Source organism: Falsirhodobacter xinxiangensis (assembly GCF_004959935.1).
Taxonomy (GTDB): domain Bacteria; phylum Pseudomonadota; class Alphaproteobacteria; order Rhodobacterales; family Rhodobacteraceae; genus Falsirhodobacter; species Falsirhodobacter xinxiangensis.
The window spans coordinates 65,698-80,123 of sequence record NZ_SMYN01000016.1 but is presented as its reverse complement, the minus strand read 5'-3'; the positions used below and the strand labels follow the sequence as shown (position 1 = coordinate 80,123).

Sequence of the window (14,426 nt, the reverse complement as noted above, 5' to 3'; positions counted from 1 at the left end):
GAAATCTGTCCAAGGATCGGGGAGTAGCTCACTTCCGCTTCAGAAAGAATTTTTCAGATTTTTCTTTTTCGCATATTGCGCGCCGATGCGGTCGTGCTTATCCCTATGGAAGGACCAACAGCCACAAGGTATTATCGCGCGCCTCTATGGTGCATTCATGTTCCGAGACTTCGGAAGCGACGCGGTAAGCGTTGGTCATTTCACCTGGAGTGATCCGCTCTGAGACGGGGTGATTCGGCCTTTGGCCCGATCATCTGGTAGCAATCTGGCGAAACGGGCCTGTGAGGGCTCGCCGCCAAGCGGAGGTGAAGAAGCGATGTCGTGGCATCCGATTGCCCTGTCGGGTAATATTTCGCAAAAGCTCCCGAGCGCGGAGCTTGACCCATGGCTGGTGACGATTCTGCTGACGCTGGTCAGCATCTGCGCGCGCCAAAGCCAAAATTTCCCGAGCCATGTCAACTATCGGGAATTTCTCGCAAATTCCAGAAATTTATTTCTGCGCGGCCTTTCGGCTGCGCCGGGAATTTCCGCTTGCGTTTCTCATGTGCTCCATCCCAACCCTAAGAACATCTCGGGCTGTGTGAACAATTCGGGGCTTAAATGGCTGCACGCCGCTATGGCCGCGGGCTGCCCTGCAAATAAAGCTACGCCACCCGATCGGCAAATCGGATGGCGTGGTTCGGACCGGGTCCGCGTTTTGTATCTTTCTTGTATCGGGTCCATCCGGATTCGGCAAGAGGAACTGGTCCCCCTGAAGATTGAGCAGGCGTAGCCCGCAAGGGCGGCCTCATCCGCTAGCAGCGCTCTCGAAGAGCGTGGGGCGGAATGTGGTTCGATATGCGCCTGCAGAGCGTCGGCATGTCACCACCCAGGCAGGCGAAAAGCCGGGCAGGGAATTGGTCAGGCGTGCTGGGAGAAGAGGATCGTATTGGCTTCAAGGCCAATGCATGGACCAGAAACGGAGGCATGAGAATGTCTTTTAATGAACAGCCGAAATGGGAGTCCCTCCCCGGGCGTGGTGATCGCAAGATCGGTCTTTCGTCCCGTTTCAACAACAACGGGGCGCTTGTTCTCGACAACCAGACTTTCCGTTACGAAAGCTGGCTTGAAGCGAAGGTCTTCATTGTGCTGATGCACCGTGAGAACTTCGTGTCCCTCCGCGAGCAGGTCGCATTCGACTGGATCGATCAGAATGGCGAGGAGCACACCCACTACTTCGACGCGGTGGTGGAGTTCGCGCAATGATCCGCTGGGGTATCATGGTCAAGACCTGGGCAAAGCTGGGCGGCGAACATGCCCGCACTGCGCCGCTCATCGCCTATCAGGCACGTGCGCGTGGCTTCGTTACCGATGTGAAGCAGTTCCACGAGTATGACATCGATCCGATCGAGTTGCACAACGCGTGGCTGCTTCATGGCGTGCGTCGCGCGGACCCGGAAGCGGATATGCGTGCAGAGGACGTTGTCGACGCAATGAGCGGCATCGTTTCTCTGTCCGAACTCTCTGATCGTGTCGGCCTTGGGCCGCGCGGCACTCGCGCCGTCGTGCGCCTGATCCGGACCTTCCATCTGAAGCTCGTCCAACACGAAAAGATCGAGCCGCACAGCCTTGTCTTCAAGGCAAAAAGCGTCCGGCGCGGAAGCATCACGATCTACTAGATCCCGTCGCGGCGCCGCCCGCGCCGTGACCCCCCCTCGAAACGTTCTGCCGACCCCGTGCATTTCGCGCGCCGGAGGCGGCTACCCTGAAAGAGAGACGGAAAATGAGCAAGCACAGCACGTTCGACATCGAGCTCGCCCTTCACATCAAGGCTTCCGGCCAGTTCGCGGCGCCGACCGCGCTCGGCGCGGAGTTGCCCGCGCCGGTGTTCGACAAGGGCATGAGTGCCGCCCAGCAGTTGCAAGTCGTGACTGAGGCCTTGGCGCCGGTCGCGGCAACGGGTGCGGCGTTGTCCGCCATCGGCGCCCGCTCCGAAATCCAGCTTCCCGGCGGATCCACGCGGAGCAAGAAAGCACCGGTTGCCGGCGGTTCCGATGAGCCGCCCGAATGGGACATCTTTGGCCTTCCGGAGGTGGTGTCCGACCACGGGCCCGCATTCAGCTCGGCTTTCCTGCTCTCCAGCGAGTTCGACGACTGGGATGGGGTCGATGCACATCTCGAATTCCAGGCCGCTCTTCAGGATTTTGCATCCCGTCGTCCGCATGGCGAAGACGATGATACGGCGCAGCCGAGCGCTCATCATGTGCTTCGCATCGCCAGCAAGAAGCTCTGATCCGGCGATCTGACCGGACCTTTCGGTTCCGGTCAGAGCTCTCTTCCGAATTTCGACCCTCACCCGACCACCCGCGCGCCGGCACTCGCAAGGCCCGGGAGATGGAAAGGCCAGAACGATGACGAAACACTTTTCGCCTATGGGGTCTTCGCGAGCACCCGCGAAAGTTCCCGCTGCCGTAACCGTATCGCAGCTCCTGGGGCTCGATCGCCCTTTTTCGCGATCGGCATTCCTGCAACTCATGCGCGATCTTCGCGATGCGGACCGCGGCGATTTCTCTGCGAACAAGCAAACCGAGCGCACGCCGATGCAAGTGTGGATCGACCAGCATGTCGAAGGCGGAACGGCGGGCTATCACGAGCTTGGCGCAGGCGGTGAACAGACCCCTCCTGTTGCTTGGCGCGATCGCCGGCAGCGTGATCGCGATCTCCGGGCGGCGCGTCGTCAGGTTCATCGCGCAGCCTATGTGACCGCGCTCGTCGAACTGCATGAGGAGGGCCGCGTTGCCTTCTCGGAAAAATCCGTTCAGCGCAACATGGATGCGATCCGCTGGCGCGCGTATCTGAACGTGGAGTCCGCCGGAAAGCCGTGGCCGCAGATGAAGGCGCCGCATCCGCGAACCCTGCTCGCCTGGATGCGCGCACTTCTGGCCATCCGAGACAGGACCTTCCTCATCGGTTTTCGCATCCAGGGGGAATAGCTCTGATGTGCATGCACCAGCCCATGGCGCAATTTTTCGCCACGATGATCGAGCAGGGCGGCGCGTCCGATCTGCCCGCATTGATGCTGTTGCGAAAACGCGGGCCTCGCCAAGGCGACGAGCGGTCATTTGCCGCGGTCGTCTTCGCAGATCCCGAGGACGGCTCGGCTCCGCGCCGCCACGACCTCGCCGCCTAATCGCGCGCCCGCGCGGATGCTGTGTCTGCGCGGGCCAACGATCAGCAAAGGGATTGGCGCCACCCACGGCCGACAGGTCGGCGCAACCGAACCTTCAACCCGCCACACAGGGGACCACTATGAAAATCCAACAAATCAACGGGACAGAGACGGCGCGTCAGCTTCGCCCCGGACTCGATCCCGCGGTGATCGGTATCATGCACGAGGTGATCGACGAGCATTACCTCACGCTTGCGCGCCGCCTCATGCTGAGCGTTTATCCGCATCTGGAGCGTGCCATTTTCGCAGAGAATTGCGAACGCATTCTGGAAGGCGACGTCACGCTTCCTGTTCCTTCCTTGGCCGCGTTCTCCCGCGACGTGCACCGTCCTCCCCGGCAACTCGTGGCGGAGCGCCGCGGATTTATTCCCCTCAGACCCGGACAGCGGGTGCCGCGGCCGGCTGCGAAAATTTCGGCAATGGCTCCGGGACTGCTTCGGTCTGACCCCCGCGCCTCGGGGCGCCCAGGCATAACCCGCTTTTTGCGCTACGCGTCCGCGAGGCCCCGCACCGGGGCCCGCATATCTCTCCAAAAGGATGACCCGAATGAACATGAACTTCACCATCGATCACGCGAGCGGCCCCCGTATTGTTTATGGCAGCCACGACCGCATCACCATCGAGAACATCCATCTTCGCCCCGTCCGCGTGACGGATACCTGTCATATCCTCGAATATGCCGACGGATCCGGGCGTCAACACCAGGTTTCGCACGAAGAGATGAAAACGCTCGCGTCGCAAAAACGCATCATCCTCGAGCGGAACTTCTACCATCCTGAGCATATGCGCCAAGAACTCGCCGATGATGATCGGCGCTCGATTTCGGAGCTGCAGGGCTTTGGGCGGTTGCGTTTCACAAAGCGAGACGCCACGGTCGAGGGGGTGGTGGACGCTTATGAGGCGAAAAAGATCAAGCTGACGGAGGAGTCGATCGCAGCCAATATGGATCTGATCATGGCTTACTCGCAGAAGTATCTGATCGCCACGCAGATCGGTGAAGGCGTCCCGCCGTCGATCAATCCGGCGAAGTTGCCGCATCCGCGCACGATCCTGGGCTGGTATCGCAGCGCGCGGAATCGCGGCAAACACGCCTTGATCGATGCCTTCCATCGCCGCGGAAACCGAGATCAGGGCGTCGCCCCCGAGGTTCGTGCTTTGATGGCTCATACGATCAAGAAGCACTATCTGAACCTCGAGCGCGCGTCGATCAAGACCTGCTATTCCTTCTTTGAGCTGAAGATGAAGGAGCGAAACGAAGCCCGGAAGGCAAAAGGGGAAATCCCGCTGCGGCTTCCGAGCCTCTCGACTTTCAGTCGCGAAATCAATCGTCTCGACCCCTATCAAGTGACGCTCGCCCGCTATGGCGCGGATGTGGCTCGGAAGCATTTTGCTCCGGTTGGCGAAACGCCGATCTACACACGTTTGCTCGAACGCGTCGAAATCGACGAGTTCAAGATCGACCTCATGTCCTTGATGCACGGTAACGAGATGCTCGGCCTCACCGCGGAGGGACTGGCCAGCTTGGGTCTTACCGGCGGCAAGGGGCGTTGGGTGCTGACTGTCGCCATCTGCTGCACGACCCGGTGCATCCTCGGCATGAAACTCTCCCGGACCGCCAAGAAAGAAGCGAGCTTGGCCGTTCTGGAGATGGTCCTCAGCAACAAAGGGGAATGGATCGACCCCGTCGGCACGACCAGCAAGTGGAATATGTTCGGTCTCCCCGAGCACATTGTCACAGATGGCGGGTCGGCCTTCCAGACGTCCGAGTTCCGCTTCGCAGGCGCTGACCTGGGCATTACGGTCACGCGTTCCGTAGCGAAACGCCCCGGAACTGCTGGGACCGCCTCGCCAAGAGTGGCTTGGGTGTCCAGGCGCCCCCGCACATGGATGATATGCGTAAAGTCTTCGGAGTTCGTTTGAAACGAACAGTGTCGAAGACGGGCATCACCGTTCTCGGCGTTCGCTACCATAGCCGGCTCCTGGCCGACTGGATGCTCCGCAACGCCGATAAAGTCGTGGATGTCCGGTGGCACCCGGATGACATCGGCGCCATTTTCTTCCTCATGGGCGGAAAGTGGCAAAAAGTCAGCTCCGTGCAGCAGGATATGGACGGAGTGCGGGCTCAGGACTGGCTCGTCGCCGTCCGCCGTCTCCGCGCCTCGTTCCCGGCTCAGAGCGAGTTCGAACAGGACATGATCAATCAGGCGCTGAAGTCGATCGACGATCGCGTGTCCGACGCAAAAACCACAAGCAACCTGCTGGTTGAAGAATGGTCTGCAGAGCGCGCGCAGCGCGAAGAAGCCCGGCTGTTCATCGGCTTCAAAGCGCGCGGGGGTGAGCGCCCCGTGGCTCCGAGCCCCGATGGCACCTCGGTCGAAGGCCGGGCCTTGTCCTTCGAGCCTGCGTGGCCCGGGATCGGGTCGCAGGAGGATCAGGGGGCGTCGTTCGACATCCCGGACAGCGAGGTGCGCGATCCTGCCGTGATCGCGCCCCCTGCGGACACCGTCCAGTCGGCCGAGGCGACCATCCCGGCATCGCCGCGCAAAACGGAGGCGCCGGCAAATCCGGCTGCGGCACCGGCACCGAAACCGAAAGGCGGATGGACTTTCGACGACGAATAGCGTCGGCGCAGCACAGTTTCTCGCATCACGACCCCGGGCGGAGCGCAAAATCGCGCTTCGCCCCGAGGGCGTGCCGGGGATCGGATTCCGATCGTTTCTCCGGAGCCTGAACCGAACCATCTGGGAGACCTTAAATGTCCAAGCATGACGCATTCAAAGTGGCGCAGATCCTCGCCAAGCTGCGCGCCCGTCACATCACCACGGATCGTGAAGGCGCGCTGCAGGCGCAGATTGATCGTTTGTTCAAGACCGGGGAAGACGGCCGCATCCTGCCGGAGGTGCTGCGCTTCACCAATACCGGAGAAACCCGCGGCGTCGTCGTCGTCGACGGACCGGGCGGCGGCAAATCGACATTGATCGCCCGCGTGCTGAAAAAGCATCCTGTGCTCGCCATGGGGCCGGATGGTCATCCGCACTTTCTCGACGTGATCGTGCCGAGCCCGGCAACGTTCAAAGGCCTCGGTCTCGAAATCCTGCGGCGCACGGATTATCCGACCGGGCGCAGCCGCCGGGATATGTGGGAGATCTGGCACATGGTCCGGGGTCGCATGAGCGATCTGGGCGTGTCGCTTCTTTGGATTGATGAGGCGCACGACCTTTTCTGCGCGGACCGCAAGCTAATCCTGCGCGGCCTGAAGTATCTCATGCAGGGAGATGAAGCGTTCACGCTCATCCTGTCCGGCACCGGCCAGCTGGAAGAAATTCTCCGCTCCGATCCGCAGCTCTGGCGCCGATTTACGCTGATGCATCTTCCGCCGGTGAATGCGTTCACGCAGGGAGACGAGCTGCTAGATCTCGTCGCGAACTACTGCCAGACCGCGGGCCTCGAGCCCTGCATCCATCCCGAACTTCTGCCGCGTTTGGTGCATGCCGGACGTGGCCGCTTCGGGCTGGTGCTCGAGCTCGTCGTCGCCGCAATCGAGCAGGCGCTCGTGGGCGGGCATTCCGCGGTGGACATCGACCACTTCGCGGCGGCTTACGCGCTCAAAGAGGCGTGCTCGTCCGATCGCAACGTTTTTTATGCCCACGACTGGATGCTGATCGATCCGGACAACCCCCATGGGGTGGCCGAGGTCAAGCGCCCGAAGAAATCCCGCAAGAAGTGAGGTCCACGATGAAAAAGATGTCGCCATCGCTCCATCCGCAAGAGACGCACCTGTCCTGGGCCGCAAATCTTGCCGCCGTGCATACACGCGGCCCGCTGCTCCCGTTTCTCGAGGATATGGGCATTGGGGCGCGATCCTTCCTTGCGGGGCATCCCGAAGCCGTGAACCAACTTTGCGAGCTGGTTGGAGAGTCCCGGGGCGCGGTTGCCCGCAACACGCTGCGCGCAGAAGAGCGCGAGCGCTCGCTGCGCGGGGAAAAGGTCTTCGTGGAGTTTACGGCGGGCCGGTTGGTGCGTTTTTGCCCTCAATGCGTCCTCGAAGATCGAACAAGGGGATCGCCTCGGGCGCTGGCGCCGGTGGCGAAGCTCGAGTGGGAGTTCCGGCACGTGCGCGTCTGCCGGGTCCATCAAATTCCCCTGCAAATGCGACAGGGTAGCTACCTTCGCGAGCTTTCCGAGGATGTTCCGGAAACGCAGAAGCAGTTGGAACGGCTGGCGCAGTCGGAGCCGCGTCGCGCGCCTTCGCGCCTCCAGACCTACATCCTTCACCGCCTCGAGCTTGACGAACCGGGGCCTCGTGCCACTTCGCCTTGGCTCGACGGGCAGTCGCTCCAGCAAGGGGTGCGCACAACGGAAATGCTGGGCGCCCTCGTGGCGTTCGGCTCGGACTTCGACTTGAAATCCATGACGGAGGCGGACAGGGACATGGCAGGCGACATCGGGTGGGAATACGCAGACAAGGGCCTTGATGGCGTGCGTGAAGCGCTCGCGTTTGCGCATGCGCGACACGCCGGGTCCGGGCATGAGCATCACCCTACGAAAACGTTCGGCAGCTTCTATGCCTGGCTGGTCGTCAAAGAGGGCATCGGTGCGGGGCGGATCATCGATGACACACGGGACTACATCTTTGACGAGATGGCGATCTATCCGCGCAAGACGGTCCTGAAGAAGACGATCCAGACCCGCGTCCGGCACAGTATCGCCACCTTAGCGGATACCGCGAAGGCGGAGCCATCAGAGGTTGCGGCGGCGTTGATGGAAGCCGGAATGCTTCAGGTCGGCGCTTCGCCCTCGGCGGAATCCGACATGATCACGTTCGACGCCCGCGCATCCGAACGGGTAATTCTCGCATCCCGCGGCGCCATGTTCCTGGAAGATGCCGCGTTCGCTCTGAACGCTACCGCCGCGATGATCGAGCTGCTGGCCAAGACGCGCCATCTCCAGATCGTCGCGGATGATCACGGGATGAAAGCATGGACAGGGAAGGCGGTCCGGCGCGAGGACGTGGAGACAATCGCGGCCCGCTTAGCGGATGTGCCGGTGGCGGACCGCGTGCCCGAGCGCTTCGTCAACCTCGATGAGGTGATCGAGATCACGGGCCGCAAGATGGCGGAAGTGCTGCCCATGGTGGTCTCCGGACAGATCCGCCGGACGGTTCGTATTCCGGGGTCTTGGGGCTTCGAGGGCCTTCAGTTTGATCCGAAGGAACTGGCCTGGATCATCGATCCGAGCCCGGAGGCCATGACCCTGACCGAGGCATACCGCCGCCTTGCAATCCCGCCGCAAATTGGCGCTCGCCTCACATCGGGGAAGGGCGGGGCTCCGCTTCTCGTTACGACCAATCTCGCGCGCAAGCCGTGGATGAAATCCCGGGTGCGCGTGATGCGAAATGATTTCGAGCATTTCGCCGAAAACTACGCGACGTTGCATCATCTGGCCCAGGAGACCGGCCTCCGGCAGAAGCAAATCAAAGATCTGCTGGATGCGCGCGGCGTGCCGCTTGCGGTTGCGCTCGAGGATCTGGGCATCGAGCTTTATCGGCGGGACGATATCCCGGAGGGATGGGCCGCCTGACACGAGGCAAAAAACGAGACGATGCCGCCTTCGGGCGGCATTTTTTTGAACTTTCGAAGGGTGATAATGGTGACTGTAGAGGGTGAATTGAATAATTGAGGCTTTGAGATGTGGTTCGCAAATTATTGATTTTGCGGCACTTTTATATTTGACCTTTCTTTGAAAAGGGTGATTTATGCTGAGACATTCACCCTGTGGATCGCAGCATAAATCACCCTCACCTTGAAGAGCTCGAAATAGAAAAGACCCTTTTAAGGCATTTGCCCTCTCTCTGGCAACAAACCATCAGTTTCCAACCTTCTCAATTCTATATAGACCTTCTTTCGGGAATCCTCCTTCGTTGCTTAGGTCCAGCTCCCATCCCAAGGCCCGGATTGACCCACCCGGCGAGTCCGCCCAGCAAACATAACCCGGCACGAGCCAAGCTTCTCGATCCCAGCCGCCTGCAGTGGACCACCTTGCTCTGCGCGCCCCTCTGAAGATCGCGCTCCATACCCAAGAAACACGGGAACCAGAGCCCGGACCTCGGCGGAACTGGGGGGCGCGGCATTCGTTCACACATCGCATCAGACAAACCGGAGTGCGGCATGACCCATCCAACGTCCGACTGGCTCCGAAAGGAGCTCGACCCGGGGCGATCCGGCGACAAGGTCAATTTTCTGGACCTTGCCGCATCGCCCCTCGGCACCGATGACGAAGCGGCGGGTCGTCCGCCTTCGCCGGAACAACTGGCCGTGACCGCAAGGCACGAGATCGCGGCCCGACCGGACGATCCTTCCGCCGGACGCCCCGCACGCAACCCCGAGACCCGGCAGCGCGACAAGCGGCGCCTCATCGTGCCGATCCTCGGCACGCTCATCCTGATCGCAATCGTTCCCTGGCTCGCAGAGGTGGCATGATGACGGACAATGAAATCGAAGGCAGCCTTCACAAGCTGGAAGGCATGATCGCCGCGCATCGCAAGCTTCTGGCGCAGATCGTGCTGTCCCTGCCCCAGTCGGCGGCGCTGACCGCCGCGCTGGAGGATCGCGGCGTGATGCGCGACGGGCAGGAGGACCCCGGCGCGGTCCCGACCGACGGGCTGGCGCTGGAACTTGCCATCGCCGAAGAGATGAACCGCATCCGCAACATCGTCGAAGTGCAGCGGTTCGCGCAAACGGAGGAATGAGGATGCAGGACGATCGCGACATGACCACCCGCCCGTCCGAAAAGAAGGACCGCGACCCCCGCGCACCGATCGAGAAATCCGGCACGGCGAAACAACCCAAGCATGGCAGGGGCGCGCCGGGTCCGGCCAGCGACGATCCTTCGGAGTAATACGCGACGGAAAATCCTTGCCGCCCCGTTGAACCCGCGAACGATCGATTGGAGCCAGCCTTGCCCGCCAGAGCCACCGCCTTCCTCATCCTCCAGTTGGCGGCCTTTCCCGCGCTGGGCCAGAACCCGGACGCGACCCTGCCCGCCGGGGTCGTCACTCTGTCCCGCGCGCCCGTACCGGTGACGGTCACCTCGACCGGACAGGCCGCCGCGGTTCTGGAGGCCGGTATCCGCCCGCTAGTGGACGGCGTCGTGACAGAGGTGCTTTACGAGCCGGGGCGCGATGTTGCCAAGGGCGATCCGCTGTTCCATATCGACGACGCGACCTATGCTGCGGCCCTGCAATCGGCAGAGGCCGATCTGGAAGGCGCCCGCGCCGCCCTGCCCGCCGCCGAAGCTGCCGCGAACCGGGCCGAACGGCTGGCAGGCACGGGCGTCACGCAGGCCGATCTGGACACCGCGCGCGTCAACCTGCTGCAAGCCCGCGCCGCCATCTCGGTCGCCGAGGCCGCCGTCAGCACCGCACAGATTAACCTTGACCGCACGACGATCCGCAGCCCCGTGAACGGGGTTCCGGGCGTTCCCGCCGTTTCGGTCGGCGATCTGGTGACCTCGGGGCAATCGGATGCCTTGACCACGGTGGTCAGCCTCGACCCGATCTATGTCGATGTCTCGGAAAGCTCGGCGCGCATCCTCGACTTCCGCCGCCGTTTCGCCACCGGCGACATCCAGCCCGGCGAACGGCTGGGCGTCAGCCTGATCCTTGAAAACGGCGAGCAGTATTCCGGCACCGGAACGGTCCAGACGATCTCCTCGACCGTGTCCACGACGACGGGAACACGCAGCACGCGATTTCGGTTCGACAATCCCGACCGGATGATCCTGCCCGGCATGTTCGTCACCGCCGAAGTGACGCTTGGTACGTCGCAAGGGGTGCTGGTCCCGCAGCTTGCCGCGACGCCCCAGCCCGACGGCACCATCGCAGTCTGGACCGTGGACGGCGAAGGGCGATCCGCCCAGACGATGGTGACCCCTGCAGGCACCACACGCAATGCATGGATCGTCACCTCGGGCATCGAGGACGGAACGAAGCTGATCGTCGACAATATCGACACCATGACCGCCGGACGGATGATCGAGGCGCAGGATGTCTCGATCACCGCCGAAGGCATCGTAACGGGCAACTGACGGATGGCGCATTTCTTCATCCACCGACCCGTCTTCGCATGGGTGCTTGCCATCGTGACGATGCTGGCCGGGCTTCTGGGCCTGACCACCCTGCCCATCTCGCAATACCCCGAGGTCGCGCCGCCGACGGTCCGCATCAGCGCGACCTATAGCGGCGCGTCGGCCGAAGCCGTCCAGAACTCCGTCACCACGGTCATCGAGGACGGGCTGACCGGGCTGGAGGGGCTGCTTTACATGACCTCCTCCTCCTCCCCCGGGTCATCCTCGATCAGCCTTGTTTTCGACGAGAATACCGACCCCGATACGGCGCAGGTGCAGGTCCAGAACAAGCTGCAACTCGTCACATCGCAGCTCCCGGGCGCGGTGCAGGATCAGGGTGTGCGGGTGTCGCGGTCCACAAGTTCGATCCTGATGGTCGGCGCGCTTGTGTCGGCTGACAACCGTTACAGCTCGCTGGAGCTGGCGGACATGCTCGAAACCACGGTCGAGGGGCCGGTGCAGCGAACAGAGGGCGTAGGATCGATCAACGTCTTCGGCTCGGGCTATGCCATGCGCGTCTGGCTGGACCCCGACCGGCTGGCGCAGTTCCAGTTGACGCCATCGGACATCACCGCAGCCATCTCGGCGCAGAACATGACCGTCACGGTCGGATCTCTGGGCGCCCAGCCCGCCGCGCCGGGGCAACAGTTCACCACCGAGATCACGGCGCAAAGCCAGCTTCGAACGGTGGACGAGTTTCGGCAGGTGCTGCTGAAGACGGGCGCGGGCGGCGCGGCGGTGCGCCTTGGCGACGTGGCGCGGGTCGAGGTGGGGCAGGAAAGCTACGGCAGCTCCAGCCGTTTCAGCCGCAACAACGCCGCAGGCTTCGGCGTGAACCTTGCTGCCGGGGCGAATGCGGTGGACACCGCCGCCGCGGTGCGCGGCGTTCTGGAAGGGCTGTCCGGCGCCTTCCCCGAAGGCGTTTCGATCGAATATGCCTACGACACCTCGCCTTTCGTGGAGCTGTCGATCTCCAAGGTCCAGCATACGCTGATCGAAGCCATCGTGCTGGTCTTCATCGTGATGTTCGTCTTCCTTCAGAACTGGCGCGCGACGCTGATCCCGACGCTGGCGGTTCCGGTCGTGCTTCTGGGCACGTTCGGGGTGCTGGCGGTGCTGGGATATTCCATCAACACGCTGACGATGTTCGCGATGGTGCTGGCGATCGGTCTGCTGGTGGATGACGCCATCGTGGTCGTCGAGAACGTCGAGCGGGTGATGGAAGAAGAAGGCCTCGGCCCTGTCGAGGCGACCGAGAAATCCATGCACCAGATCACCGGCGCGCTGGTCGGCATCGGGCTGGTGCTGTCGGCGGTGTTCCTGCCGATGGCCTTCTTCGGCGGATCGACGGGGATCATCTATCGCCAGTTCTCGGTCACGATCATCACGGCGATGGTGCTGTCGGTGCTGGTCGCGCTGGTGCTGACGCCGGCGCTGTGCGCGACGATGCTGAAGCCGCGCCATGGCCCCGGCAACCGTGCAGCGCGCTGGTTCAACCGCAATTTCGACCGCGCCACCGGGGCCTATGTCGGCGCGAACCGGCGCATCCTCGGACGGCCCTTCACCGCGTTGGTGGCGCTGGCCGTGGTGATCGGGCTTTGCGCATTGATGTTCACGCGGATCTCCTCGTCCTTCCTGCCGCAAGAGGATCAGGGCGTGCTGATGGTGCAGGTCCGCCTGCCCGAGGCGTCGACCACCGTCCAGACCGACGCGCTGGTCCGGCAGGTCGAGGACTACCTTCTGGATCAAGAGGGCGCGGCGGTGGAAAGCACCTTCGCCGCGCTCGGCTTCGGCTTCGGCGGCAGCGCACAGAACAGCGCGATGATCTTCGCCAAGCTGAAGGATTTCGACGGGCGCGAGGGCGACGACGCCTTGACGGCATCTGCCGTGGCGCAACGGGCGAATATCGCTTTTTCCGGTAACCGCGCGGGGCAGGTCTTTTTCCTGCAACCGCCAGCGATTTCGGGCATGGGCAACAGCGCGGGCTTCACGATGTATCTGCTGGACCAATCCGGCCGCGGGCAGACCGCATTGCGCGAGGCTGCCGATGCGCTGGTGGCATCTGCGGGCGAGGATGGGCGCGCCACTGGCCTGCGCGGGAACGAGGATCAGGACAAGACCGCCCTCCGCCTCGATATCGACACCCAGAAGGCCGAGAGTTTCGGGCTGACCCTGTCCGAGGTGAACGCGATGCTCGCGACCATCTTTTCGGGCACCGACGTCAACGATTTCCAGATGGGGGCGGAATTGCGTCCGGTGATCGTGCAGGGCGACGCACAGTTCAGGATGCAGCCGGGCGACATCTTCCGCTGGCAATCCCGCAATGGCGAGGGCGAGATGGTCCCTTTCTCGTCCTTCACGACGCTGGCCTGGGAATCGGTTCCCGCTTCGTTGGACCGCTATGGCGGCACGGCGGCGCTGGCGCTGGAAGGTGCGCCGGGTGCGGGGGTCAGCTCCGGTCAGGCAATGGACGCGATGGAGGAGTTGGCGGCGGACCTGCCCGGCGGCTATGGCGTTGCGTGGACGGGGCTGTCCTATCAGGAACGGCTCTCGGGCTCTCAGGCGCCATTCCTCTATGCGGTGTCGGTGCTGGTGGTCTTCCTGTGCCTTGCCGCGCTTTACGAAAGCTGGTCGATCCCGCTGTCGGTGATGCTGGCGGTTCCCGTAGGCATCCTCGGGGCGCTGGCGGCCGCGCTCCTGACGGGGCAGTCGAACGACGTGTATTTCAAGGTCGGACTGCTGACGACCATCGGGCTTGCGGCCAAGAACGCCATCCTGATCGTGGAATTCGCGGTCGATCTGCAACGCGAGGGGCGAAGCCTTCTGGAGGCCACGCTGGAGGCCGCACGCCTGCGTCTGCGCCCGATCCTGATGACTTCCTTCGCGTTCATCCTTGGCGTTCTGCCACTGGCGACCGCAACCGGCGCAGGTGCCGGGGCGCAAAACGCCATCGGGATCGGGGTCCTCGGCGGGATGATTGCCGCGACAGCGTTGGGCATTTTCCTCGTTCCGGCCTTCTTCGTGATGATCCGGCGTCTCTTCGCGCGGCGGGTGTAGACCGCGACGCAAGAGGGCTTGCCAGCGACGATCTGCC

At 62.8% G+C, this 14,426-nt stretch carries 15 protein-coding genes; all 15 read left to right on the top strand.

Annotation, left to right across the window (positions count from 1 at the left end):
- Window positions 1-316 precede the first annotated feature (316 nt).
- The 15 genes from E2K76_RS16055 (at window position 317) to E2K76_RS15995 (ending at window position 14,389) form a co-directional block, all read left to right on the top strand.
- A complete protein-coding gene (locus E2K76_RS16055) occupies window positions 317-772 on the top strand; it encodes a hypothetical protein (protein ID WP_136685465.1) in 456 nt (151 codons plus the stop codon).
- Between the two features lie 53 nt (window positions 773-825).
- Window positions 826-1,245, top strand: coding sequence for a hypothetical protein (locus E2K76_RS16050; RefSeq protein WP_136685464.1), 420 nt, complete (start codon window positions 826-828; stop codon window positions 1,243-1,245).
- A complete protein-coding gene (locus E2K76_RS16045) occupies window positions 1,242-1,658 on the top strand; it encodes a hypothetical protein (RefSeq protein WP_136685463.1) in 417 nt (138 codons plus the stop codon). The genes E2K76_RS16050 and E2K76_RS16045 overlap by 4 nt, the downstream gene beginning before the upstream one ends.
- 104 nt (window positions 1,659-1,762) lie before the next feature.
- Window positions 1,763-2,272: a hypothetical protein gene (locus E2K76_RS16040; protein ID WP_136685462.1), complete on the top strand. Its 510-nt coding sequence runs from the start codon at window positions 1,763-1,765 to the stop codon at window positions 2,270-2,272.
- A 118-nt stretch (window positions 2,273-2,390) separates the two neighbouring features.
- Window positions 2,391-2,972, top strand: a complete 582-nt coding sequence (locus tag E2K76_RS16035; RefSeq protein WP_136685461.1) for a hypothetical protein — start codon at window positions 2,391-2,393, stop codon at window positions 2,970-2,972.
- 23 nt (window positions 2,973-2,995) lie between these two features.
- The gene (locus E2K76_RS20415; protein ID WP_169053345.1) at window positions 2,996-3,169 is read left to right on the top strand and encodes a hypothetical protein; all 174 of its coding nucleotides are present in this window, start codon (window positions 2,996-2,998) and stop codon (window positions 3,167-3,169) included.
- A gap of 585 nt (window positions 3,170-3,754) precedes the next feature.
- A complete protein-coding gene (locus E2K76_RS16030) occupies window positions 3,755-5,128 on the top strand; it encodes a DDE-type integrase/transposase/recombinase (protein ID WP_169053344.1) in 1,374 nt (457 codons plus the stop codon).
- On the top strand, window positions 5,101-5,829 hold the full coding sequence (locus tag E2K76_RS16025; RefSeq protein WP_220432272.1) for a Mu transposase C-terminal domain-containing protein: 729 nt from the start codon (window positions 5,101-5,103) through the stop codon (window positions 5,827-5,829). Before E2K76_RS16030 ends, E2K76_RS16025 begins: the two co-directional genes overlap by 28 nt.
- A 134-nt stretch (window positions 5,830-5,963) precedes the next feature.
- Window positions 5,964-6,935: a TniB family NTP-binding protein gene (locus E2K76_RS16020; RefSeq protein ID WP_136685458.1), complete on the top strand. Its 972-nt coding sequence runs from the start codon at window positions 5,964-5,966 to the stop codon at window positions 6,933-6,935.
- A gap of 8 nt (window positions 6,936-6,943) precedes the next feature.
- Window positions 6,944-8,788 (top strand): TniQ family protein, encoded by a 1,845-nt coding sequence (locus E2K76_RS16015; protein ID WP_136685457.1) that lies wholly within the window; start codon window positions 6,944-6,946, stop codon window positions 8,786-8,788.
- A gap of 587 nt (window positions 8,789-9,375) precedes the next feature.
- Window positions 9,376-9,687 (top strand): hypothetical protein, encoded by a 312-nt coding sequence (locus E2K76_RS16010; protein ID WP_136685456.1) that lies wholly within the window; start codon window positions 9,376-9,378, stop codon window positions 9,685-9,687.
- On the top strand, window positions 9,687-9,956 hold the full coding sequence (locus E2K76_RS16005; protein WP_136685455.1) for a hypothetical protein: 270 nt from the start codon (window positions 9,687-9,689) through the stop codon (window positions 9,954-9,956). Before E2K76_RS16010 ends, E2K76_RS16005 begins: the two co-directional genes overlap by 1 nt.
- 2 nt (window positions 9,957-9,958) lie before the next feature.
- A complete protein-coding gene (locus E2K76_RS20410) occupies window positions 9,959-10,105 on the top strand; it encodes a hypothetical protein (protein ID WP_169053343.1) in 147 nt (48 codons plus the stop codon).
- Between the two features lie 60 nt (window positions 10,106-10,165).
- Window positions 10,166-11,293 (top strand): efflux RND transporter periplasmic adaptor subunit, encoded by a 1,128-nt coding sequence (locus E2K76_RS16000; RefSeq protein ID WP_169053342.1) that lies wholly within the window; start codon window positions 10,166-10,168, stop codon window positions 11,291-11,293.
- Between the two features lie 3 nt (window positions 11,294-11,296).
- On the top strand, window positions 11,297-14,389 hold the full coding sequence (locus tag E2K76_RS15995) for an efflux RND transporter permease subunit (RefSeq protein ID WP_136685453.1): 3,093 nt from the start codon (window positions 11,297-11,299) through the stop codon (window positions 14,387-14,389).
- The last annotated feature ends 37 nt before the right edge of the window (window positions 14,390-14,426 follow it).